Annotated in this window: 21 protein-coding genes; 12 read left to right on the top strand and 9 right to left on the bottom strand. The window is 59.3% G+C overall.

What is annotated here, in order from left to right:
- Nucleotides 1-31 precede the first annotated feature (31 nt).
- The 4 genes from ABEB25_RS05170 (at nucleotide 32) to ABEB25_RS05155 (ending at nucleotide 2,666) form a co-directional block, all read left to right on the top strand.
- Nucleotides 32-1,444 (top strand): DUF1501 domain-containing protein, encoded by a 1,413-nt coding sequence (locus ABEB25_RS05170; protein ID WP_345735315.1) that lies wholly within the window; start codon nucleotides 32-34, stop codon nucleotides 1,442-1,444.
- Between the two features lie 65 nt (nucleotides 1,445-1,509).
- The gene (locus tag ABEB25_RS05165) at nucleotides 1,510-1,740 is read left to right on the top strand and encodes a DUF433 domain-containing protein (RefSeq protein ID WP_345735314.1); all 231 of its coding nucleotides are present in this window, start codon (nucleotides 1,510-1,512) and stop codon (nucleotides 1,738-1,740) included.
- Nucleotides 1,737-2,090, top strand: a complete 354-nt coding sequence (locus ABEB25_RS05160; RefSeq protein ID WP_345735313.1) for a DUF5615 family PIN-like protein — start codon at nucleotides 1,737-1,739, stop codon at nucleotides 2,088-2,090. Before ABEB25_RS05165 ends, ABEB25_RS05160 begins: the two co-directional genes overlap by 4 nt.
- 9 nt (nucleotides 2,091-2,099) lie before the next feature.
- Nucleotides 2,100-2,666 carry a hypothetical protein gene (locus ABEB25_RS05155; protein WP_345735312.1) on the top strand — a complete coding sequence of 189 codons (567 nt, stop codon included), beginning with the start codon at nucleotides 2,100-2,102 and terminating at the stop codon, nucleotides 2,664-2,666.
- 20 nt (nucleotides 2,667-2,686) lie between these two features.
- On the opposite strand, the gene ABEB25_RS05150 is transcribed toward ABEB25_RS05155, so the two are convergent.
- Together ABEB25_RS05150 and ABEB25_RS05145 are read right to left on the bottom strand one after the other, a co-directional pair.
- On the bottom strand, nucleotides 2,687-3,736 hold the full coding sequence (locus ABEB25_RS05150) for a ComEC/Rec2 family competence protein (protein WP_345735311.1): 1,050 nt from the start codon (nucleotides 3,734-3,736) through the stop codon (nucleotides 2,687-2,689).
- A gap of 63 nt (nucleotides 3,737-3,799) precedes the next feature.
- Nucleotides 3,800-4,201, bottom strand: coding sequence for an NINE protein (locus tag ABEB25_RS05145; protein WP_345735310.1), 402 nt, complete (start codon nucleotides 4,199-4,201; stop codon nucleotides 3,800-3,802).
- 132 nt (nucleotides 4,202-4,333) lie between these two features.
- Here ABEB25_RS05145 and ABEB25_RS05140 point away from each other — a divergent pair, with 132 nt between their 5' ends.
- The gene (locus ABEB25_RS05140) at nucleotides 4,334-5,692 is read left to right on the top strand and encodes an arylsulfatase B (RefSeq protein ID WP_345735309.1); all 1,359 of its coding nucleotides are present in this window, start codon (nucleotides 4,334-4,336) and stop codon (nucleotides 5,690-5,692) included.
- A gap of 20 nt (nucleotides 5,693-5,712) precedes the next feature.
- Here the strand turns inward: ABEB25_RS05140 and gcvH are convergent, their stop codons facing one another.
- Genes gcvH through ABEB25_RS05125 form a run of 3 tightly spaced genes read right to left on the bottom strand, consistent with a single transcriptional unit; the run spans nucleotide 5,713 to nucleotide 7,360 of the window.
- Nucleotides 5,713-6,090 carry a glycine cleavage system protein GcvH gene (gene gcvH / locus ABEB25_RS05135; protein WP_345735308.1) on the bottom strand — a complete coding sequence of 126 codons (378 nt, stop codon included), beginning with the start codon at nucleotides 6,088-6,090 and terminating at the stop codon, nucleotides 5,713-5,715.
- Between the two features lie 30 nt (nucleotides 6,091-6,120).
- Nucleotides 6,121-6,717, bottom strand: coding sequence for a 3-isopropylmalate dehydratase small subunit (gene leuD, locus ABEB25_RS05130; RefSeq protein ID WP_345735307.1), 597 nt, complete (start codon nucleotides 6,715-6,717; stop codon nucleotides 6,121-6,123).
- Nucleotides 6,718-6,754: 37 nt separating this feature from the next.
- Nucleotides 6,755-7,360: a hypothetical protein gene (locus tag ABEB25_RS05125; RefSeq protein WP_345735306.1), complete on the bottom strand. Its 606-nt coding sequence runs from the start codon at nucleotides 7,358-7,360 to the stop codon at nucleotides 6,755-6,757.
- Between the two features lie 338 nt (nucleotides 7,361-7,698).
- Between ABEB25_RS05125 and ABEB25_RS05120 the strand changes: the two genes are divergently transcribed.
- The gene (locus ABEB25_RS05120) at nucleotides 7,699-9,903 is read left to right on the top strand and encodes an excinuclease ABC subunit UvrB (RefSeq protein ID WP_345735305.1); all 2,205 of its coding nucleotides are present in this window, start codon (nucleotides 7,699-7,701) and stop codon (nucleotides 9,901-9,903) included.
- A gap of 60 nt (nucleotides 9,904-9,963) precedes the next feature.
- Here the strand turns inward: ABEB25_RS05120 and ABEB25_RS05115 are convergent, their stop codons facing one another.
- Entirely contained in the window at nucleotides 9,964-10,632 is a 669-nt protein-coding gene (locus ABEB25_RS05115; protein WP_345735304.1) for a hypothetical protein, read from the bottom strand.
- 169 nt (nucleotides 10,633-10,801) lie between these two features.
- On the opposite strand from ABEB25_RS05115, the gene ABEB25_RS05110 reads away from it, so the two are divergent.
- From ABEB25_RS05110 to ABEB25_RS05095, 4 genes are read left to right on the top strand one after another with little or no spacing between them, the layout of a single operon-like run.
- On the top strand, nucleotides 10,802-11,185 hold the full coding sequence (locus tag ABEB25_RS05110) for a GntR family transcriptional regulator (RefSeq protein WP_345735303.1): 384 nt from the start codon (nucleotides 10,802-10,804) through the stop codon (nucleotides 11,183-11,185).
- The gene (locus ABEB25_RS05105; protein ID WP_345735302.1) at nucleotides 11,182-12,087 is read left to right on the top strand and encodes an ABC transporter ATP-binding protein; all 906 of its coding nucleotides are present in this window, start codon (nucleotides 11,182-11,184) and stop codon (nucleotides 12,085-12,087) included. Before ABEB25_RS05110 ends, ABEB25_RS05105 begins: the two co-directional genes overlap by 4 nt.
- Nucleotides 12,084-14,651 carry a hypothetical protein gene (locus tag ABEB25_RS05100; protein WP_345735301.1) on the top strand — a complete coding sequence of 856 codons (2,568 nt, stop codon included), beginning with the start codon at nucleotides 12,084-12,086 and terminating at the stop codon, nucleotides 14,649-14,651. Before ABEB25_RS05105 ends, ABEB25_RS05100 begins: the two co-directional genes overlap by 4 nt.
- On the top strand, nucleotides 14,648-16,345 hold the full coding sequence (locus ABEB25_RS05095; RefSeq protein WP_345735300.1) for a hypothetical protein: 1,698 nt from the start codon (nucleotides 14,648-14,650) through the stop codon (nucleotides 16,343-16,345). The genes ABEB25_RS05100 and ABEB25_RS05095 overlap by 4 nt, the downstream gene beginning before the upstream one ends.
- A gap of 35 nt (nucleotides 16,346-16,380) precedes the next feature.
- Here the strand turns inward: ABEB25_RS05095 and ABEB25_RS05090 are convergent, their stop codons facing one another.
- Nucleotides 16,381-19,959, bottom strand: a complete 3,579-nt coding sequence (locus ABEB25_RS05090; protein WP_345735299.1) for a DEAD/DEAH box helicase — start codon at nucleotides 19,957-19,959, stop codon at nucleotides 16,381-16,383.
- Nucleotides 19,960-20,103: 144 nt separating this feature from the next.
- On the opposite strand from ABEB25_RS05090, the gene upp reads away from it, so the two are divergent.
- On the top strand, nucleotides 20,104-20,727 hold the full coding sequence (upp, locus tag ABEB25_RS05085; RefSeq protein WP_345735298.1) for a uracil phosphoribosyltransferase: 624 nt from the start codon (nucleotides 20,104-20,106) through the stop codon (nucleotides 20,725-20,727).
- A gap of 94 nt (nucleotides 20,728-20,821) precedes the next feature.
- Nucleotides 20,822-21,433 carry a cyclic nucleotide-binding domain-containing protein gene (locus ABEB25_RS05080; protein WP_345735297.1) on the top strand — a complete coding sequence of 204 codons (612 nt, stop codon included), beginning with the start codon at nucleotides 20,822-20,824 and terminating at the stop codon, nucleotides 21,431-21,433.
- A gap of 43 nt (nucleotides 21,434-21,476) precedes the next feature.
- Here ABEB25_RS05080 and ABEB25_RS05075 read toward each other — a convergent pair whose 3' ends face one another.
- Entirely contained in the window at nucleotides 21,477-22,070 is a 594-nt protein-coding gene (locus ABEB25_RS05075) for a sigma-70 family RNA polymerase sigma factor (RefSeq protein ID WP_345735296.1), read from the bottom strand.
- A gap of 349 nt (nucleotides 22,071-22,419) precedes the next feature.
- Nucleotides 22,420-23,466 (bottom strand): Gfo/Idh/MocA family protein, encoded by a 1,047-nt coding sequence (locus tag ABEB25_RS05070; RefSeq protein WP_345735295.1) that lies wholly within the window; start codon nucleotides 23,464-23,466, stop codon nucleotides 22,420-22,422.
- Nucleotides 23,467-23,474: the final 8 nt, after the last annotated feature.

Below are 23,474 nucleotides of genomic sequence, written 5' to 3'. Positions count from 1 at the left end.
CCCTCTTTTCGACCCTTTTCCTTTTGCGCCCATGATACCGAACGAAATGCCCACGCTCCTCACCCGGCGGAACTTTCTGGGCCGCAGTGCGTGCTCGGCCATGTCCACGACCTGCCTGCTGAATACCATCCTGACGCTGCGCCACATGAATGCGCAGGCAGCGGATGTGCTGGCCCCTGGAACCCCCTACAAGGCCATCGTCTGTGTCTTCCTGTATGGAGGCAATGACTCCAACAATCTGCTGATGCCACGCGAGTCCTCAGCCCATGCGAAGTATGCCGCCAGCCGCACGGTGCTGACGATTCCCCAGGCGAATATTCTGGCGCTGAACACGCTGAATGACAATGGCCTGAACCTGGGCCTGCATCCTTCCATGACAGGCTGCCGAGACTTGTACAATCAGGGCAAGCTGGCGCTGATGTCGAATGTGGGCACGCTCATCGCCCCAGCGACTTTGCAGGACTATCACAACCGCACCGCAGCCATTCCTGACAATCTTTTTTCCCACAGTGACCAGCAAGTGCAGTGGCAGACCTCTGCCAGCACCATGAATGCCGCGTATAACCAGACAGGCTGGGGCGCAAGGATGGCGGAAGCCCTGGTGGGCACGCAGGAGCGCACGTCGGTCTCCATGCTGGTGTCCTTGAGTGGGACGAATTTCTTCCAGGTCGGCAAGACGATGCTGCCCTTCCGCCCAGGTCCAGGTGGCACCCCGGTGTTTCGTTTGGGGCAGGGGAGCAGCAGTCAGGATGTGTCACGCTACACGGCTTTTCGTAACATCTTGAATGCGGAGTATGCGAACCTGATGGAGGACGCTTTTGCCGATCTATCCAACAAGTCCATCATCGAGGCGGATACGATCAATGCAGCTCTGCAAGGCACGTCGAATTTCCCCACCATCCCCGCGAACAATGACCTGGGTGAGCAACTCCGCACGGTGGCGAAGATGATCCAGGCCCAGGGGCCGCTGGGCATCACGCGGCAGATTTTCTTTGTGGCCACGGGTGGTTTCGACACGCACGGGCCGCAGCTCGATGATCACGCAGGTTTGTTAGGCCGAGTGAGCGCGGCGATGAAGGGCTTTCAAGATGGGCTGGAAAGCATCGGCATGGGAGATTCCGTGACGAGCTTCACCGCATCGGACTTTAACCGCACCTATGACTCCAACGGACGTGGTTCTGACCATGGGTGGGGTGGGCATCACATGATCATGGGCGGTGGAGTGAATGGGCAGAAAGTCTATGGCAGCTACCCAGACCCAGACATCACCGTGGCAGGCAATCCGCTGGATACAGGGCGTGGCCGCTGGGTGCCGACCACCGCAGTGGATCAGTATGCCGCGACGATGGCGAAGTGGTTTGGCCTCTCCGATTCACAGATTCGGGATGTGTTCCCGAACATCCTGAACTTCGACGCCAATTTAGGTTTCATGAAAGCGGCGTGAGTTGGCTAGCTTTTCATCCTCTGATGAAGGATTGCCGTTTGGTGATTTTGTGCTAATCTTTCGTTATGAATTTGCTGTCGCGTATCACCTCTTCGCCTGAGATCTGTCATGGCAAGCCTTGTGTGCGTGGATTGCGTTATCCCGTGGAGTTTTTGCTGGAATTGCTCAGTAGTGGAATGAACCACGAGGATATTCTGGCTGATTATGAAGATCTAGAACGAGAAGATCTTTTGGCCGCTATTGCTTGGGCCGCACGCCTCACACGGACTAAAAGAATCGAACCTGTCCTGGCATGAGATTCATGGTGGATGCCCAGCTTCCACGAAGGTTGTCCTGGGAATTGAAATCGTTAGGGCAAGATTCGATTCATACGCTTGACCTGCCGATGGGTAATCTCTCATCCGATTCCTCGATTGCTGATCTGGCAGATCAGGAAGACCGTATCGTGGTCACCAAGGATAGCGACTTTGTGGATTCTTTCCTGCTTCGCGGCAAACCTGCCAAATTGCTTTTGATAAGCACGGGCAACATTCCTAACAATGAGCTTATTCATTTGCTGAAGTTAAACTGGGGGCAAATCACGGAGATGTTTTCTCAAGGCGACTTTGTGGAAATGACTCGTCAATCTTTGACCCTCCATCAATGAAGTGAAGGTATGAAATCATTCCTTCGTCCCTTCGCTTTCATTTTGCTGCTGCTTCTGGCGGTCTTGTTTGGACTCATGCTCGGCAAGGGTGGTGGCATTGGGGGATTGTGGGCGGATGTGCAAACATGGTTAGGCAAAAAGCAAGAGAGTCTGCAGCCGGAAGATCCGGCGCTGAAGGCAGGGCTGCCCGTGCCCGATCCTGCTACAGGTCTGCCGCCTGGGCCGCTGAATGATTTACTCAAACCCGATCTCACCCCGGAGCAGCAGACGACTATCGTGGGGCAGATGCTGATGGATTATTGGACGACGGTGCGCTCCCTGCCGAACGGCACTTGGCAAGAGGTGTGTGACCAACTGGCCGGCGCAAATCGCAAGAAGCTGGCGCTGGTGCCCAAGGAGCATCCGGCGCTGCAAAAGGAGGCTTTTCGCTCTGCTCCTGAGGCACCGGGCATCCGCCTGCACGTGATCTCCAGCAGCGGCTGCGCGTTCCAACTCGTTTACGATGGGCCGGACGGGCTGCCTTACACGAAGGATGATCTGGTGCGGAATTTCCCACCCGATCTGGAGTTTAAGTGAAGCTCGATGGCTCAGGTGTCTTACTTGGCGCGTGTTTGGTAGGTGCGGGAGTGAGACTGCGAGGGCACGGCGAGGGTGTAACTTTTGGCATCGGCACTGACCATGCAGTGGATGGGATGAGCGGTGCAGGTTTCACCGAGATCACCGTGATTGGCGATCATGGTTTTATCGGTCGTGTTCTCCTGGTCTTCGCGAATGTTTTCGTGAACTTGATACATGGCGATGAGAGTGGGCGCAGACTTAAGGGCATCGAGAACGGATTTGCTGGTGCCCTTTTTGGGACCGTTGTTCATGACGGAGACGGTCGGCTGTAGGCTGCGGATGAGGACGGGATTGTTGCTGCTATCGAGACCGTGATGGTTCACCTGATAGAGATCCACCGTGCCGACAAGATTAACCGGCGTGACGAGCTTTTCCTCCACGTTCCAGGTGAGGTCGCCGCCATCAAAGAACCGAAAATCACCAAATTGAAGCAATAGGACAACGCTGTTGGCATTGTCACTCGGATCCACGGCTTTGGGGGGAACGCTGCCTGTGAGTGGGTTGTGGGGAGCATCACTGGGCGCGGTGATGAACTTTTGGTTAGCGCCCAGGCAGCGCAGGCTGAGCTTGGGGCTGCCAGCGGTTTGCTTCAAAGGCAGTTCGCCACCAGCGGCCAGAGTCACGCGTTTTTCCACCTTCGCGCTCAGGTAAGGGCGTTTCATGAGGGCCCAGCGCATGTCTTGCGGTTTGCCATCGGGGCTGCCTTCGGGCACGCCTTTGTCATAAAGAGTGCCGATGGGCATGAGCTCGGCCAGTTCAGCCAAGCCACCAAAGTGGTCGGCATGGAAGTGAGTGATGACGACGTGGTCAATGCGCTTCAGGCCAGCCACCTGGGTGGCTACCTGCTGAATGCGCTGGGGATCGCGCCCACCGGGATTGCCTGTATCCACAAGGATGGACTCGCCTTCCGGGGTGACGATGAGGGTGGAGCCACCGCCTTCGGAATCAATCCAATAGAGATCCAGGGTGCCATCCCGCGCAATGACGCAAGAGAGAGAGGCCCAAAAGAGAAAGAGAAACATTTTCATGCAGAGGCTTCACGCATGCACGGTGCTGTTTCTCTCTCCTGAGCTGGAAAAATCTGTGGCTCGTTAGCTTTTGCGGTTCAGTTCATCCAACTGACTGTTGAGCGTGCAGAAGTCATAAACCACCCCGATCAGCAGGCCACCGCCTGAGATGAGGTAAAGCAGGCCGGAGATCCACTTGCCCTGGTAAAAGCGATGCACGCCAAAGATGCCCAGGAAGGTGAGCAGTATCCAGGCGGTGGAGTACTCGTAAGGACCTGGGGTGTAGCGAGCGTCCGCCTTGCGGTCCATGCCGGGGATGAGGAAGAGGTCCACAATCCAACCGATGAGGAAGAGACCCCCGGTGCAAAACCAGAGGATGCCGGTGGCGGGTTTGCCGAAGTAAAAACGATGGGCTCCGGTGAAACCGAAGATCCAGAGGATGTAGCCGAGGGCTTTATTGTGAGTGGAGGTGGGAGCGATATTCATAGCGGAGAGACAGTGAGACTGAAGCCGACGAGGGCCACTGCAATATCGTGACTGGTTTGGAACGTGGTCGTCTAGGGAATAGCGGATGGAAATTCCTGCGAAATATGGGGCGGGCGACTTCGTCTTTAGGGGATGCGTTTCGCAGCCTTTTTTTTCGTTCTGTTTCTCGCCTCTACTTTGGCTCATGGCCAAGCGTCGAAGCCTAACATATTATTGATTGTCGCGGATGATCTGGGCTGGGCGGATGTGGGGTGGCATGGGGGATTCGGCAAGACACCGCACATGGACAAGCTGGTGAAGGAAGGGGTGGAACTTGATCAACATTATGTTCAGCCCGTCTGCACTCCCACCCGCACGGCCCTAATGAGCGGGCGGTATCCAGGGCGCTTTGGCCCACACTCACTTGCTCCGACCAATCTGCGTGCCATGCCTCTGGGCACGGTGACGATGGCCTCCATGCTGAAGTCTGTGGGCTATGCCACTTACCAGACGGGCAAGTGGCATCTGGGAGCACGTGTCGAATGGGGTCCGAATGCCTTCGGCTTTGATCACGGCTATGGCACCCTGACCGGGGCTGCGGATCCGTGGACGCACAAGTATCGCGTGGGCCCCTATGAGGATACCTGGCATCGCGATGGCAAGCTCTTCCATGAGGAAGGCAATGCGACTGAACTGGTGGCGGCTGAGGCAGTGCGGCGCATTGAGGAAAAGAAAGGGCCGTGGTTCATCTATGTGCCCTTCCATGCCGTGCATACCCCGGTGGATGCCCCTGAAGAATACAAGAGGCTCTATGAGGGCGTGAAGTTTCATGACGAGCCAGAAAAGCAGGACAGTCGGCTACGCCTGGCGGCCATGGTTTCCCAGTTGGATGCGAAGATCGGCCAGATGGTGGCGGCTTTAGAAAAGACGGGGCAGCGGGAGAGCACGCTGATCATTTTCACCAGCGACAATGGCGGGATTGAGTCTCTCAAGAATGCCTACGTGGGTGAGGTGGGCCATTCCCCGCTGAACAGTGAAAACGATCCGCTGCGTGGGCAGAAGAACACACTGTATGAAGGGGGGACTCGGGTGTGCGCTTTCGCCAACTGGCCGGGCGTGCTCATGCCGCAGAAGTTTACGACGGCCATGCACGTGGTGGATTGGATGCCCACCCTCGCGACCCTTGTCGGGTATGAGCCGAAGGAGGATCTGAAATGGGATGGCGTGAGCCAGTGGCTGCCGCTGCGCGGGGCGCGCATCATGCCTCCGCCGCGTTCCATCTTCATCGCCCATCGCTCGGGCGACGCCTCGCTGCGGCTGGGCGAATGGAAGCTGATCTCCCGGGCCAAAGGGAAGGCGGAGTTATTCAATATCGCGGCAGATGCTTATGAAACCCAAAACCTGGCTGCTGAAAATCCGGCCAAGGTGGCGGAACTGGCGGCCCTCTTAGCCGCCGAAAAAGCCAAGGATGACCCGAAACTACCCGCAGATTTGGAAGGGCTGCCCCACTAGGAGTCACCCTTTATCACTTCTCAACCAATGTGGGTTGTGTAAGCCGCTGCATCCATGAGAGGGGCGGCTTCACTGGCGCTGGCCATCTTGATTTTGAAGATCCAGCCTGCGCCGTAGGGATCGGTATTGATGAGGCCTGGCTCGGCGTTGAGGGCTTCATTGACCTCGACGATCTCGCCTGCCACCGGAGAGTAGATGTCGCTGGCAGCTTTGACGGATTCCACCACGCAGACCTGCTGGCCTGCGGTGACGGTACCCAGCTTGGGCAGGTCCACAAAGACCACGTCGGTCAGTTCGGCCTGGGCGTGGTCGGTAATGCCGACAGGGGACACTTCCTGGGTGGGGTCCACCCACTCATGGGAATCACGATAACGAAGCTGGTCGGGAACGGTGCTCATGATGGGTGGTTTGAAAGGAGGAGATCCAGCTTAGACCCAGCCCATGGCGCTCATGCGGCCGTGGATGGCTTCTTTGGATTCGAGGAGCTCGGCGATGGGGTCCCACTTGCCGCTGGTCAGGGCCTCATGGGCGGTGGAGGCAATCTTCACGCTGAAGCTGTCGTCACCGAAGACGACGCGATTGTTTTCCACGTCCACAGTCACCTGGATGGCAGGATTGACTTCAACCGCAGCTGCCAGTTTGGCGATGTCTTCAGCTGAGGCGATCACGCAAGGGATGCCGAGAGTGGTGCAGTTGCCGAAAAAGATCTCGGCAAAGCTCTGGGCGATGACGGCGCGGAAGCCAAAACGGTAGAGGGCCTGGGGGGCGTGCTCGCGGGAGCTGCCGCAGCCGAAATTCGTGCCGGAAAGCAGGATGGAGGCACCCTTGAAGCGAGGGTCGTCCAGGGGATGACCGGTAGGCTTGCCGTCTTTGTCGAAACGCACGTCGTAAAAGGCGAATTCACCGAGGCCGTCAAACGTGACACACTTCATGAAGCGGGCAGGGATGATGCGGTCCGTATCAATGTCGGAACCTGGGACGTGGACGGCAGTGCCGGAAACTTGGGTGATCTTTGCAAGGGCCATGGTGGAGCTGCCACTCATAGCAGGGAAGTGGCGCGGCTCAAGCCCCAACCCGCGCCCGGCGAAAGACGACCCCGATTCCAGCCCCGAATCCGAGGCCGTAGAAGAGGCCCCAGGAGAGTTTGCCCAGCAGGGCGGCCTGGGTCTTGTCCACTTTTTTGAGGCCCGCGAGGTTTTCCTTGCTGAGCCAGACATCGTACATGGCCCAGTCCCCGGCAAAATAACCGGCGGCCTGGAGGACGAATAGAGTGAGGGCGGCCATCAGCCAGCGCCTGGTGCTGCCCAGGATGGCCATGCTGACGAGGGTGAAAGCGAGCGAGCCTGCGGCGATGCCCACCCACTCGCCCGTGCGGCCTTTCAGACCGAACCAGGCAGCGCACCAGACGACGGAGTAAAGGAGGAAGGCGGGCAGAAAGGCCATGTAAAACCGTCCCATGCCACCTGCGAGCGGGCCCAGGACGAGTCCGGAAAGTCCTAAAAACACAGCGGCGATGGCCGCATACATGCCCAGTTCTCCTCCGAAATCCTTAAAGAACGGGGCGGCAAAAGCCCAGACCGAAAAGGCGGCGACACTGACCAAGGCAAACCCGAAGGCTCCATGAACGAGATCAAGCCAGAGGGGACGGGAGGGGAGGGGGGCGTTCATGAGTTTGTCTAAGTATCGTTACTGGTAACGTGCGGGACCTTGCCTCATTAGCGCCGCTTGCCCATGCAGCACAGAAAGTGTTCTGACTTGAGGTGAGTTTGCTTTGCAGCGCCAGCAGTTCCGCCTTGGCTTCCGCACTGAGAAAGGTCGGAGGCTGGATCTTGCCCGGTGTGAAGGGCAAGGCAGAGGAGAGGCTGAATGGCCTTCAAGAGGAAGGACGAAACACCCCGGTCTGGATGTATCAGGCATCGCATTTTTTCTCGCTGTTTCGGGAGAGGGACGCAGGCTAGGCGGGCTGGTCGTTGCGTATCCTCTAGGTCTCGATAACCTCCCTCCACGTGGCTTCCCCCTTCCAACTCAATCGCGAATACGAACCGAAAGGCGATCAGGCCCAGGCCATTGCCAAGCTGGTCAAATCCGTCCGTGCAGGCAATCGTCATCAAACTTTGTTAGGTGTCACCGGATCCGGCAAAACCTATACGATGGCCAACATCATTGCCGACATCGGCAAACCAGCTCTGGTGTTTTCCCACAACAAGACCCTCGCCGCGCAGCTCTACTCCGAGTTCAAGAACTTCTTCCCGAACAACGCGGTGGAGTACTTCGTCAGCTATTTCGACTACTACCAGCCCGAGGCTTATATCCCGCGCACGGACACCTACATTGAGAAGGACAGCAGCATCAATGACGAGATCGAGCGCCTGCGCCTTTCCACCATGGGTGCGCTCATCACGCGCAAGGACGTCGTTGTCATCGCCAGCGTCTCCTGCATCTACGGCTTGGGCTCGCCCGAAGACTACGAAGGCATGATGGTGCCTGTCCACGTCGGCCAGCAGATGAGCAGGGAAACCTTCCTCACTAAGCTGGTGGACATGCTCTATGAGCGCAATGACATCCAACTCAAACGCGGCACCTTTCGTGCCCGGGGAGACGTGGTGGAAATCGTGCCCGCTTACCTGGATAGCGAAGCCATCCGCGTAGAGTTCTTTGGCGATGAGGTGGATCGCATCAGCGCCGTGGACATCCTCACGGGCACCGTCACCCTGAAGATGCCGAACTACACCATCTTCCCCGCCAAGCAGTTCGTTACGCCTAACGACAAGTTAAAAAAAGCCGTCGTGAAGATCCGTGATGAGATGGAAGCCTGTGTGGCCAAGTTTGAAAAGGAGGGCAAGCTCCTCGAGGCCCAGCGCCTAAAAATGCGCACGGAGCACGACATCGAAATGATGCAGGAAATGGGTTTCTGCCAGGGCATCGAAAACTACAGCCGCCACCTCACGGGCCGCGTCCCTGGCGCCACACCGGGCACCCTGCTGGATTTCTTCCCCGATGACTTTCTTTGCTTGGTGGATGAGAGCCACGCCACCATCCCCCAGATCGGCGGCATGTATGAGGGGGATCGCTCCCGCAAGACCGTCCTGGTCGAGCACGGCTTCCGCCTGCCCAGTGCGCTGGACAACCGCCCCCTGAAGTTCCCCGAGTTCATGGATGCGGTAGGCCAGCTAGTCTATGTCAGCGCCACGCCTGCGCGTTTCGAGATCGAAAACAGCGTCGTTGGCAATGACACCTACATCCCGCATAAGCGCGACCGCATTGGCGAAGAAGAAGGCACGCCCGCAGCTTTGCCCGGTCTCGCCGTCCGTGTCAGTGGCAATTCCCAGCCCGTGGAAAAGTTCGATGTCGAAACCAAAGGCAAAGCGCTCGTGGTGGAGCAGATCATCCGCCCTACCGGTCTGCTGGACCCCATCATCACCATCAAGCCGCTCAAGGGCCAGATTGATGAAACCATGGAGCTCTGTCGCCAGCGCATTGAAAGAGGCGAACGTGTCCTGGTGACCACTCTCACCAAACGAACCGCCGAAGACCTCACCGACTACCTGCGCAATCTCGATTTCAGAGTCCGTTACCTACACAGTGACATTGATGCGATCGAGCGTGTGGAGATCCTGCGTTCTCTGCGCAAAGGCGACTGCGATGTGCTGGTGGGCATCAACCTTCTGCGCGAAGGTCTGGACCTGCCGGAGGTCAGCCTCGTCTGCATTCTCGATGCGGACAAAGAAGGCTTCCTGCGCAGTGAAACTTCACTCATCCAGACTGCTGGCCGCGCGGCCCGTCACGTCGCAGGGGAAGTTGTTTTGTTTGCTGACATCGAGACCCAGAGTATCCGTTCCCTGCTCAGCATCAGCGGTTACCGCCGTCAGGTGCAGATGGACCATAACGAAAAGTATGGCATCACGCCGCAGACCGTCCGCCGGGGCGTGCAAGAGTCTCTGCAAACGCTGGGCAAGGCCAAGGAGGTGGAAGACAACGTCCTGCGTGAAGCTGGTGGTGACTTCGCCGTCATTGATGTCATCCGCGAATTGGAAGGTGAAATGGCCGAAGCCGCCACCAAGCTGGAATTCGAACGCGCCGCTCTTCTGCGCGACCAGATCCGCGAACTCAAGAAACAGGCGGGACTCAATCCCGATGAAGGCGGCGTGCTGCCGAAGACCAAAAAAGTCCTTTACGGCAAACCGAAACGTGGAGGCAAGAAAGGCAAGTGAGTGCGGTGCGGAAACATCATCTGGCGAATGACGGATGATGTGCGGCCATTTCACCATCCATCAATACCCGATGCCCTTCAAATAAGCGGCGAGTTCGGTGCGGAATTCGTCGGTGCAGGCTTGGATGATGCGGGCTTGTTCAGTGGAGGAGTAGTCGCTGAAATTGGCTTTAAACTCAAGGTTAGGCAGGGTGCGGCCGTTGAAGTAGCGGCTGAAGTGGGCCAGGCTTTTTCCGGTCTGGGCATCCAAAAAATGGATGAGTTGATAACACTGCACCTGTCCCACCTTGCCCTGATGCCAGATGCCCAACCCCTCCGCCGTCATGTAGGAAGGGGCTCCGTAGGGATAGTAGTAGCGGCCGGTGATGAGAAATACGGCGTCAGCTTTGTGTTTGGCGGCCAGGGCCTGGCCCCAGGTTTTATAATCGGGGTGCTTCGCGAAGGGGTTGCTAGGCACGTGCGGAGGCGCTTCCGGAGAGAAGATGACTTCTTGGAACTTGCCTGAGAGTTCTTCGCGCAAGACTTTGTTGATACTGCGATCCAGCTCAGGGCTCCGGATGGCTGTGGCTTCCTTATTTCCGAAGGCGGTGAACCCGATGGAGTGCCGTGTGACCTCACGTCCAACATTGGAGGCGACGACGATGCGCTTGACGGAGGCTTTTTTGGCAGGGTCAATGCTGCTGCACTGGCAAAGGATCAGGCTGATGGCGAGAAGAAGGAGGTGACGCATGGAATGGATTTTCATAGGATGAGGTGGGCCTTATGGCAAGCCTCAGAGAAGGATGGAGGAAGATAACTTCGAAGGTTCCAGGGGGCGTCAGAGGCAAATCTGATCAAGGATTAAAAAAACATTTGTCAGTGTAACAGTTGTGCTGTTACACTCAATACACGCAGCCGCTATGCTTCCTTTTTCACTCCAGCTCCAAGATGGCATTCCCGTGTCGGACCAGATTCTTCTGGCGGTGCGGAAGGCGATGCTGACGGGGCAGATGCGGGCGGGCGACGAGTTCCCCAGCGTGCGGACGCTGAGCCAGGAACTGCGCATCAGCCCGACAACGGCGCACAAGGTGGTGCTGCTGTTGAAGTCGGCTGGGTGGCTGGCCTCGCGCCCCGGCATCGGCATGGTGGTGACAGTGCCTGAGCAACCGGGGGTGGCAGATCGGCTGGCGCAGATCACACCACAATGCCGGGCGCTGCTGCAGGAAGCGGCGGAGCTGAATCTTTCCCCTGAGCAGGTTCTCAAGCATCTGCGCAGTCTCATTTCAACCGAACAGAAGCCATGATTGAGATTCACGAACTCCACAAACGCTTCCGCAAGACGGAAGCCGTCGCCGGTTTAAAACTGTCTGTGCCAGAGGGACAGGTGACGGCCTTTTTAGGGCCGAATGGCGCTGGGAAAAGCACGACGATCAAGTGCCTGCTGAACCTGCATCGGCCTGATCGCGGAAACATCGCGGTGTTGGGCTGTGACTCACGTCGGCTGGGCCCGGCACAGTTTGCGCAGATCGGTTACGTTTCGGAAAACATGGAACTACCGCTGTGGATGACGGTGGGGCAGTTTCTGGACTATTGCCGACCGCTGTACCCGCTGTGGGATCGGGACTTTGAGCGGCAGCTTTTGCGTCAGTTTGACCTGCCGCTACAGACGAAGCTAAAGGATCTTTCGCGTGGCATGCGGATGAAGGCGGCGCTGCTGAGCAGTCTGGCCTACCGGCCCAAGCTGGTGGTCCTTGACGAGCCCTTCAGCGGGCTGGATCCGCTGGTGCGGGATGAGTTCATCCGTGGCCTGCTGGAACTGACCGAGCAGGAGGGATGGACGGTGTTTGTCTCCTCGCATGACATTGAGGAAGTGCAGCGGCTGGCGGATCGCATCGCTATCATCCATCGTGGCAGTCTGGCGCTGGCAGAGAGCCGGGAGTCCCTGCAGGCACGGTTTCGTGCGGTGGAGCTGGTGCTGCCGGAGGCGGTGCAGGTGCCCACCACACTGCCAGCGGACTGGATGCATGCGGAGCAGGCTGGCCGCACGCTACGGTTCATCACCGGTGGGTTTCAGGAAGAGGCGGCGCTGGGGGCGGTGGTGCGGCAGGTCTTCCCCGGCGTGCAGCACCCGGAGGTGCGGGCGATGAGCCTGCGTGAGATCTTTGTTTCGTTGGCCCGTGCCTACCGTCTGGAGGCCAAGTCATGAATCTGGCGATCCATCATTTAAAAAAGGAGGCGCGCTGCATCCAGGGTCGGTGGTGCTTTTGGTTAGGCCTGCTTGGGCTGGACCTGGCAGTGCAGATGGAGTGGCTGATGCCGATGCAGGGTTATGAAAATGGGCGGGCGCTCTACTGGTGGCTGCATGTGACGGTGCTGGGCACGGCGCTGATGCTGTCGCTGGTGGGCTGCGGGGAGGATCGGCCATCCAATGAGGCGGCGTTCATTGCCACGCGGCCATTGCCGCGGCGCAGTTATTTTCTGGCGCGGGCACTGCTGGTGGGGGTGTTTTTCATGCTGCCATTGATGCTACAGGAGGGGGCGTATCTGGCACTCTCAGGGCGGTCTTTGCAGGCCATCTGCACGGGCATTGGCTGGAGTGTCGCGGTGACGGGTGCGTGGCTGCTGTGGGCAGTGCCGGGCGCGGCCCTGTGGAAGGCTTGGTGGCAGGCGCTGCTGGGGCTGCTCTTGCCGCTGGTGGGCCTGTGGCTATGTGACTGGGCGGTGACGGAGGCCTGGAAGCATCAGGAATGGTTGCGTGATGTGGGCACTTTTTCGCAGGCGGCCTGGGTAGCGGTGGCGTGGTTTGGTCTTGGCATCTGGGCGGTGCTGGCCGGACTGCACCAGCGGGCAGGACTGCCCCTGGGGCGGAGGCTGGGCATCATGGCAGCGCTGGCCCCTCTGCTGTATGCCGGACTGGTGTCCTGGGAACTGGGTGTGAGGCAGCCGATGGCGCAGGATCGGGCGCGGGTGGCTGAGCTGGAGCTGGCCATGGAGATCCAAGTGCCGCGTGAGAAGCTTCGCCCCCTGCTGAAGGCTACGTATCAGGGGCGGCTGGCGACAGTCTTTTACGGGCAAATGCGCCTGCTGCATCTGCCTCCGCAGGTGGAGATGCAATCACGTCTGAAAAAGGTGACGGCGACGATGGGTGGGCTGCCCGTGCCTGCACATGTCACGCAGGATGATGATGCTCCGCCACCCCGGCAAATGCCACAATTTTACCCTGGTGCCATCCTTCAAGTCCTGCCTGCGGGCACGGTCCTGATGCCCAGCCTGGAAAGCGTTTTCAAAACGGGCGGGGACCCCCTGGAACATGAGCTGGGCCGGGTGGAAAATGTCGTCACAGGCAGCCCTGCGGGCCCGCTGATTTTGCAGAGCCACTTTGAATCTTCCTGGTATGAATGGACCACGCTGGCGGATCTGCCGTTGGAGGTGGGCGCACATGCAGGGGATGAGGAGGCGGGGCTGACGATCACCGAACTGCTGCCAGACACAGCCGGCTGGGTGCTGTCTAAGCCGGGTTCTCAACCAGGGACGATGACGCTGCAATGCCGCATCCATCAGAGCCGCAATGATGTGGGGCTGCAGATGGTGCTGCACAGCCCAGACCAAAAGCTGGCGTGGAGCCTGGGTGGCCACACCATCGACAACTCCTTTCGTGCCCTGTCTCGTCGCGCCACCCACACGGGCTGGCAGCGCAGCCTGGCCCGTTTGTCTCAGGAGGGGGTGCTGCGTTACGCGGATGGGCAGCCCATGGCAGATATGAGTAAGCTGCGCCTGTTGGTGATGAAACGACGCTATCTGGGGCGCAGTGAATGGGCCTGGCAGTCCCCGCCGCTGGATCTGCAGCAGCAGGTGCCAGGTGCACGCGACTGGTATTTTCACTCGGGCAGTTGGACGCTGGGAGATCCTGTTAAGCAACTGGATCTGCGCCTAGCAGCGCTGACGGCACCCGGCCCAGAAGCCACTCCGGAGGCTCAGCGTGACTACGTATTGACGGTGCTGCGCAGCTATCACGCCTTGCGTACGGAGGCGGATAAACGCGCCCAGTTTGACCTGGTGGTAGCCAAGCTGCGTCCCTTTGCCGAGCAGCACTTGGACGTGCTGCTGGACCTTCCCGCCAGCGCGGTGGAGGGGCCCGGGAGCCCAATCTTTCGCCTGGCTAACCAATTGTGCAATGACACGCATCGCGACCGCATCGTATCACGCATTTTAGAGGCAGACTGGATGGCGGCACTGGTGACCAGCAAGGGCTGGAGCGAGGCCGCCCGTGAAAAGATGCTGCCCGCCGTCATGGCCGTGCCCCGGCATGAGAAACACCTGCGCACGCTGATGCTGAGCTGGCAAGACCCTGCCGTGCAACTGCGGCAGGTGGAGGAGCTCCGCTACTTCCCCGACTCCAAAACCTTCGAAACCCTGTATGCCGTGCCGGCGCTGCGCCCTCGGCTGGATGTCGTGGCGAAGATACTGGAGGCGGAACTGCGACCGCTGCGGGGCTGGGGTGGTGACATGCGCCCACGGTTGGAAATCGCCATTGCCCAAGGCAGTGCAGCGGCGCTGGATATGGCACTGCCGTGGATAGCAGTGATGCATAAGGACGATCCCCTGAATGATGACCAGTCCCTGTTTCCTTTCGCACAGGATCTGGCTGGGCGCATAGGCTTGGCGCTGCCCACTGGCGGCACCCAGGAGATCAGCCTGCCGTTTCGCGGTCTGCGAGCCGCTCAGTTCGACTATCAGCCTGCGCTGCGCACCTGGAGAAAGAAACCATGACCCCTCCCACCACGCTCACCTTTGCCGCCCAGGTGCGGCATCAGCTCCACAGGGAGTGGCAGCACCACCGCCTGTGGGCTCTGGCTCTGCTGGCCTTCATCGTCCTGCGTCTTGCGTATCTGGTAGATCCTTTTTGGCAAGCCTATGCAGGTTACCGTGGCGAGCCCTACTGGCTGCAGTTCATGAACATCTTTGTCCCTGCGGCTCTGTTCATGCGCGTCATCCTGGCGGAGCCTCTGGCGAGCTCAGACCTAGGCACGCTCACACGCCCCCTCAGTCGCTGGGCGCTGGTGCTGGGCAAAGGCCTTTTCCTCTCCCTCACGGCCCTGCTGCCCTGGCTGCTGGCGGATGCGTGGCAGTGGCGTGGGTTTGATCACTCAGTCGGCACGTGGATGGCTCTGCTGCTGGGCAGCGCACAGGGCATGCTGGTGACCGCGCTGCTCTTTGCCGCCTTGGCCAGTCTGGCCACCTCGGTGGCGCAGTTGACACTTCTTTTGTTAGGCTTTGTCGTGTTGTATTTCGGTCTGGACATCGCCTTCAGTCAACTGCGGGAAATTCTCGGCTGGCAGCAGGTGAATCGTGAGGTTCCCCCTTTTGGTCAGGCCAGTGCCTTGCTGAATTCCTTGGCCTACGTGGTGCCCAGCCTCATCTTCCTCGCAGTCTTTCTCGTGCAGGCTGTCGGGCGGCAGCGCAGGCTGGCCGGTGCCCTGTTGGTTATGGGCATCATGCTGGCAATGGGAGGTTCGCATTATTGGCAATGGCTGAGCTGGCTGCGTCTGCCCCTGCCTGCCTACACAGCCAATGAGCTGACGCTCGTCGTTGGCCCCGCTCCAACGATTGCTGATGAGGCCCGCCCCGTGCAGCCCCTCTGGCCCACTCTCCACGTGGCAGGTCTGCCGCCCCGGCACATGGCCATGGTGGTCCACTTTGCCCCGGCTGGGTTGGACATGAATCAGGCCCGCCTCCACTGGCGCAAAGGCGAGGGGCCTTTCTACTGGATGGATGACAACATCAAGCAGCGTGAATTTGATCGGGCGAAGATCTTGTTAGACCAGTACCCCGATACAGATCTCTCTTTCACCTCCGACTTCTCCGGGCCGCCGCCGATGCGAGCTCCTTTGAATAAGGTTTTGGGTCCCACTCTGCCTTCGCAGCCCTGGCAATTGCGCTTGGCCGTCTATGAAATGCGCCAACTGCTGGACCTGCCCCTGGCCGATTTCCTCAAGGCTCCGCCCCCATTCCTGCTGAAAAGCGGCCGACGCCTTGAGTTCCAGCCTCTGAAAGAAGGTCGCGGCGCCTACATCTTACCCTGGACCGTGCGCCTGCAGAACAGTCGCCTGCTTCCTGCTCCGCTTTTGCAGATGGATGACATTCCCCGCTTTGCTGACGGCGGTGTCGGCGGGGCCTGGGCGGTGCTGCGAGATGGCTCAGTGAGGGAAAACAACCTCATCAGTCGGCAGTCAGGCAATGAAAACATCCTGCGCAGCGGCCAGTTCCACGAAGACACGACCTACAGCTGGGAATTTCACCTCGACAAACCGCTGGACCGCCTGGCCCTCACCGGCCTCACCCTGGACACCTGGATCAAGAACGTCCGGGTGGAGATCTGGATCCCCGAATTGCGTGGCATCACCGACCTAGAAGTCAGCCCCGAAACGATGCGACAGATGGTGGGCAGGCCAGATCGTCGATGAAGGATTTGCAGTTGGAAGGGGGCGGTCGTAACTGCTTAGCCTAACAAGAATTGAAAATCATTCAGGGTCAGTCCCTGGGCAAAGCTCTCTTCTCCAAGAATGTCCTGAGCGAGCGCCCCTTTCTGCTTTTGCAGCATGCGGATCTTCTCCTCGATGGTGTCTTTCATGATGAGGCGGTAGGCAAAGACCGTCTGCTTTTGGCCGATGCGGTGGGTGCGGTCGATGGCCTGGGCTTCGACGGCTGGATTCCACCACGGGTCATACAGCACCACGTAGCTGGCGGCCGTGAGATTCAGCCCGGAACCTCCGGCCTTGAGACTGATGAGGAAGACGGCCGGCCCTTCATGTGACTGGAAGGCACTTACCAGGGCCCCGCGATCTTCGGTGTCGCCGGTGAGGATGAATGTGGTCCAATTTTGTTTAGCGGTTTCGTCCTGGATGATTTCCAGCATCTGCACGAATTGGGAGAAGACGAGCACCTTCTGCCCTTCCTCCATGATGGGTTCCAATTGCTCGATGAGGGCATTGAGCTTGGCGCTCTCGCTCTCATCTTCGGCGGCTTTTTTCTTTTTGCCTTTGGCGGGCGTGGCCTCTTTGTCCAGGCCGACGAGACGTGGATGGCAGCAGATCTGGCGTAGGCGTAGCAGACTGGTGAGGATGTTGAAGCGGACCTTGTCGAGCTGGTGGCTGGTCTCCACCTTTAGGAGCTGGGCGCGAGCACGTTTGATTTCGGCTTGGTACAGTGTGGCCTGGGTGCCTTCCATCTCCGTGAGGAGGTCCTCTTCCACCCGTTCAGGCAGGTCCGTGGCGACTTCCTTTTTCGTTCGCCGCAGGAGGAAGGGCTTCGTGCGCGCGGCGAGTCGACGACGGGCCAGGGGGTCCTCATTCGCATCAAACATCCGGCCAAAGCTGGCCCGGCTGCCGAGGATGCCCGGCATGGCAAAGGCGAAGATGGACCACAGGTCCAGCAGGCGGTTCTCGATGGGAGTTCCCGTGAGGGCCAGGCGGTGGCGGGCCTCCAGCGCACAGGCGGCACGGGCGCTTTGGGAGGTGGGGTTCTTGATGGCCTGCGCTTCATCCAGGATCACCGCGCCCCATTTCTGCTCCCGCAGCAGGTCCTCATGCTGGCGCAGGTGCGGGTAGTGGATGACGAGGAGATCCGCACGGCCATCCAGGCCTTCTTTGCCTGAGTTGCCGCGGTTCCAGACGGTGACCCGCAGATCCGGGCTGAAGCGGGCCGCCTCTGCACGCCAGTTGTCCTGCACCGACTTGGGGCAGATGACGAGGATGGGTTCCTGCACTTTTTGTTCGGCGCGCAGCCAGGCTATCCAGGTCAGCGCCTGCAGGGTCTTGCCCAGGCCCATGTCATCCGCCAACACTCCGCCAAAGCCGTTCATGGAAAGATAGGCCAGGAAGTGAAACCCCTCCGTCTGATACGGGCGCAGGTTGGCGCTGATGACCGCAGGCTGGGCCGGCGTGACACGAGTGTGGATTTCCTCCAGGCGGCGGCGCACCTGGGTGGCACTGTCAGCAGGTAGGAGTGTGCTGCTGCTTTTGGTTAGGCTGTCCAGTTGCAGGGCGTGCAGGCGCTGCTTTTCACCTGTGAACTGCTGGGCGGAAAGGCCCAGGTCCGCCAGGTCTTGCTCCTGCTGGTCGGTCAGATTGAACTCCAGCTTGCGCCAGCCTTTGCCGGGCAGTTTCACCCATTTGCCCTTCGCACGCAGGAGGAGGTTGATCTCGTCCTGGCTGAGGGTGTGGTCCGTGACATCGAGGGCGACGGTGAGGTCAAACCAGTCCATGCCGCTTTTGGATTCCTCGATCTCCAGCCGCACCTGGCCGGAGATGCCGCCATCGCGCAGGCTGGCCAGTTCGGCATCCAGGGTGACGGTGATGTCTTCGGGTCGGCGGGCTATCCAGGCGGCAAACAGATCCGGCCAGTCTTTGCCACTGATGCGTTGCTCGACCTTTTCCGGAGCAGCAGCGGACTGGCGCAGCGGCATCTGGCGCAGCCAGGCTGCCGTGGCGGGCAACCGGGATTTATCAATCTGAACGAGTTTCTCTTCGGTGGGATGGATGTTTTTGGAGTCCCAGTATTTGGGGATCCATCGGCTGCCATTCCAGGTGCTGGGCACCTCGACATCTTCAAACTTGGCGCTCGCCTCGAGGCGGAAGTAGTCGCTAGGCGAGTGCGAGTAACGGTACACTTCTCCTCTCACCTCCACGCTGGCTTTGACGGTCTGCACTTTTCCGGTCAGGCGGGCTGGCACTTCAACTCCCAGCTTGGCCAGGGCATTTACGCCTTCACGGCTTTCTAGTGCTGCAGCCGGGATGACGGTCGGCCAAGTCTGACGTTCGTTTTTGAAGGGCCAGTAGGAGAGCGGGTAGATGAGGCTGCTGGTGACGTAGCGTACCGGGTTTCCTGGAATGATGGCCACGGGCGGCTCAGGGCGCTGGCCATCGTCCGTGTACAGATGCAGGTGATAGTCCCCTCCAGGGGCGGTGGGTGCTTTCAGGCTCCACTTCAGAGGTTTTTCCGCGCATTGCAGCGGCTCGCCATCCTCAGAGACCACGTGTTCACGGAGCAGTTCGGGGTTGCTGATTAGCTGGGTCAGGCAGCGGTTCAGGCTTTCGGCCAGGGGGGCGAGCTCGTTGCCGACGAACTTGCCGTAACTGTCCTGAAAAGCTTTGAGGACCAAGCTGGATCCCGCATTGATCTTCGGTGGCGGGTCGCCATACAGAGGGCTGCGGCTGAGATCCTTGAGGGCCTTTTGGCTGATCTTGCCAAACTCCGCTTCATTCGGCTGGCGAGCCTGGATGGTCGCCCCGGCATAGTGCAGCACGAGGCGCAGCTCTGGGCCCGCTTCGGTTTCATCCAGGTCTGGATCCTGCCACTGGCCCATGAAGGTTTTCCATTCCTGCACGGCGTGATGGCGCTGCCACTTGGCCGCCAGCTCCTTTTGCAATCCTGGATCCAGAAGGCTGGGCAGGGGATCGGGAAGTTGGGCATTGAGTTTTTTCAGCGCGATGGCTAGGCAGGCTAGAAATTCCCAGAGATTGGCTGGCGGCACCTCGGCGGGCCAAAGGGTGACTTTTTGATAACCCCAGGCGGATCTGCCGCAGCTTTGGAGCAGCGAAGCCTGTTCGACTTTCGAGATCTTGTTGATCCACCAGGGTTCCACGGCCTGGAGTGTCTGGCGGGCCTCCGTTGGTAGGGGCCGACCCAGCTTGGCAATGACTTGGCCGGCGAGAGTGCTCAAAGAGGGGGCGGCAGATGAGCTCGTGGAGGCGAGGTTGCTCGGCTTTTGGGGTAGGGGCGCAGGGACAGCGTTTTTGCGCAGTTCCAGCAGCAGGGCCACAGCGTGCTTGCAGTGCTTCCCCATGGGGCAACTGCAGCCGATCACGGCTTCCTTTTCTGTCCAGGAAAGGGTGATCTGGTAGATCCTGCTTCCCTGAACCTGAGCTACCAGCCCTCCAGGAATGGGGGTCATGCTGCGCACGGCACGTTCGCGCATCAGCGCAGCACCCCGGCTCACGATGTGCGGGGCGTAATCCTGCAGGGATGTTTCGATTGAGACACGCTGGGCAGGGGTGATCTTGATGGCAGCAGCAGACATACGAAACGAAGGGGATGAAGAGCATGGCGAGGCCATGGAGTCTGGCCACCGCTTTCCGTCGCGGTGTAAGCTGGTTTCAGGATCGCTGGCGGATCCGTCGCAACTGCCGATTGCCGGAGGCGGGCGGATGGCACATCCTTCGGTATGGACTCTCCCGTCGTTGTCTCGCACCCGCTCGCCCAGATACACCTCACGGAAATTCGTCGGGTGAACACGACCTGCGGGCAGTTTCGCTGGCATCTGCAAAGGCTGGCTGAGATCCTGTTTATCGAGGCCACCCGTCACCTGAAGACATCGGCCATTCGGGTGCAGACCCCCTTGGCTGAAACGGAGGGCGCAGCCTTTGCGCGGCCCATTGTCCTGGTGCCCATTTTGCGTGCTGGCCTCGGCCTACAGGAGGCCATCTTGCCCCTGGTGCCAGATGCCATAGTGGCCCACGTCGGCATCGCACGGGATGAGGCCACCGCCCAGCCCATGCCCTACTATTCAAAACTGCCCTCAGTGCTGGCGCAGGCCGATGTCTTTCTGCTGGATCCCATGCTGGCCACCGGTGGCAGCGCCTGCAGCGCCGTTAACCAGCTCAAGGAGGCCGGGGCCACCTCCATCACCTTCATTTGTGTGGTGAGTTGCCCTCATGGATTGCAGGCCTTTGCCGCCCAGCATCCCGATGTGCCAGTGATCACCGCCGCCGTTGATGATGGGCTCAACGACCGCTGTTACATTGTGCCGGGGCTGGGTGATGCAGGAGACCGCTGCTTCGGCACCTGAGGGTAGGTTTTGCCCCCGTGGACAAAAAAGTTGCGTTTGCACGGGGATTGCTCTGTTCATCATCGCGGAGACGTGAAATAGTGTTCTGCATTCCATGAAAGAGTACGCTTACATTCACGAGGAAGGCCAACTGCCAGCACCGCTAAGTTCGGTGCCATTCCTCAACAGTTTCACGGAGGACCAGTTGGATGAAGTGCTCAACTCTTCCAGCCTGCTCCAGTGCGATGCGGGCGATACCATCATCCGCGAAGGATCCATTGATTCTCGCATCTACATCCTCCTGAACGGGGAGCTGGAGGTCAAGGTGGCCGGTAAAAAAGTGGCCCTCATCTCCCGTGTGGGAGACGTTTTTGGTGAGCTGGCCCTGGTCAATCAGGACAAGCGCGCAGCCTCCGTCATTGCAGGAAGCCGGGCGCTATGCCTGGCGGTGGATCAAAAGTTCCTTCAGGACATCCACCCCCGCGAAGAAGATCCCGCTTTTCATGCGGCCCTTTTTGAGTTTGTCGCCCGTTTGGTCGCGAAAAAATTGGACGCTACCTCCCGCCGTTTGGCGGAGCTGGAAAAGGAACTGCGCGTCCTGAAGGGGGAGCCTGCGGCGGAATCTGCTCCCGCGACTCCGGTGGTGGTGAGCAAAGCCCCTGCGGTGAAAGCCAAGAAGGCTGCGGCCAAAAAAAGCCCGCCTAAAAAAGCAATGGCGCGCCGGTAAAGGCGCGCCATGCGGAGTTTTAAACGGATGAGCCCGATGTGAATCAGGCCATGCGAGGCTTCACCAAAGCTTCCAGGCGGCTCACACCCCGGCGGATGCGGGCTTTGATAGTGCCCAGAGGCTCGTTGAGCCGCTCGGCAACTTCGGCCTGCGTCAGCCCGCTGAAGTAGGCCAGATGAATGGCTTCCCGCTGGTCGTCGTTCAGCTTTGATACGGCACGGTGGACGATGGAGTCACGCTCCTTCTCCTCCAGGATTTCCAAGCCGGATTCCTCGAATTCAAACTGGAGCTTCTTGTTCTCCGATTCAAAGTCGTCGTTGAGGCGTGAGCGGCGCTGCTTGGAGCGGATGCGGTCAATGGCACGATTGCGGGCCATGGTTGTCAGCCAGGTCAGTGGCTTGCCCTTACGGGGTTCGTAAAGATGGGCTTTGTTCCATAGCTGCACCAGCACCTCCTGCATCACGTCTTCGGTGTCGTGGTGGTCGTTGAGGACGTTGGAAATGGCGGCAAAAATGAGGCCAGAATACTTTTTGTAGAACATCTGGAAGGCAGCCGAGTCGCGTTCTGCGATTCGCTGGATCAACTGGATGTCTTCCTGGATCTGACGCTCCTGCTCGATGTCGATGGTTTCAGTCATTTTAATGGGGGGTTCAAGGTTGGACGCCTCCTGGACGATGTTATTCCAGACATCGACAAAAAGAGCTGTGTTCAATCATTTGTCAATTTATTGTCGAATAGTTTTGTCTAAATGTGAGCATTTGTCTAATAATTGCCTTTGCCATGGAAAAAGCAGCCCAAGACAGAATCAGGTATTCACGAAACGATCTTTCCCCCTAGAACAGGGGACGATGCTTCACCTACCCATTCCGGTAGAGAGGGGCCTGTTGGCCTTAAAATGGGGCATCCGTCGTGGGAACCCTTGCATGGATCTGACCCCAGGAAACGCTTGGAATCCGTCCTGGGACCAGCGTATACCCGCTGACTGTCTAGCTTTTGGGCGCTGGAGGTGCCTCGGGCAGCCATTCTTCAGGAGCTCCGGCCTTGCGGAGGACATCCCGCAGGGAGATCGGCTTGCCGTTTTGGCTTTTGCTCTGTTCAGCCGCTTCTAAAAAGGCATAGATTTCCAGGGTCTGTGCCCGGGTGACAGGCGGCTGCCGGGACTGGAAAAACTTGATGATCTCGCGCAGGAGTGGGGTGTAGTCCCCCTGGTTTTTTTGTTCGACAACGCCTTTTTGTCCAAAGCGGGTCAGCTTGTAGTTGGGGGATCCCATGGGCAGGGCATGGATGGCATGCAGGGTGCCCAGGCGATCTCCTTCCCACCGGCCTGTGACCACGGAACTGGCAGCACTGGCGGTGCGGCGCACTTCCAGGCAGCCGCTGCCCATGACGGTGAACAGGGCCTCCGCCGGGTGAATGCCATAGAAGTAAAGGTCCGGATGAAAGGGCAGAATGGGGGCCGGGCCATAAGAGATGGCCGCCAGGGCAGGGGTGGTTTCCGCCGTGGCCACCTCAATCACGCCAGGGTACCAGCGCATGGCCGAGGCACTGAAAAACGGCACCTTGGCAGCTTCGGCTGCCTTGTAGATTTCCACGATGTCCTTCAGGCTCGCAGCCACCGGTTTGTCGAGGAAGAAAGGTTTGCCAGACAGCAGCACCTCGCGCACCTGGGCCAGGTGTGGGCGGCCATCCACGCTCAGGATCATCACCGCATCCACGGCGGCACAGACCTCGGTGATGCTGCCCAGGATCTGCACCCCATATTTGTCCTTCAGGGTCGCCGTAAAGCCCGCCACACGGTTGGCGCTTTCAGGCAGGTCTGGGCTGCCTCCCGCATAGGCCGCCACCACACGTGCGCCAGGGATGTGGCTGGGATTGGCAGGGTCATTCAGCCGCAGGGTAAACTGCTCGCTATGGGAAGAATCCAGGCCGACGATGCCGATGCGTAGGTTTTCTGCCATGAGGAAATGGGGCGATAGCATGGCTGTAAGAGCCATGATGAGCGCAATCGTGTACCTGAGGTGACGGGCGGCCATGAGACAAA

The organism is Prosthecobacter algae, from assembly GCF_039542385.1.
Lineage (GTDB): Bacteria > Verrucomicrobiota > Verrucomicrobiia > Verrucomicrobiales > Verrucomicrobiaceae > Prosthecobacter > Prosthecobacter algae.
This window is presented reverse-complemented; position numbering and strand designations above follow the sequence as displayed.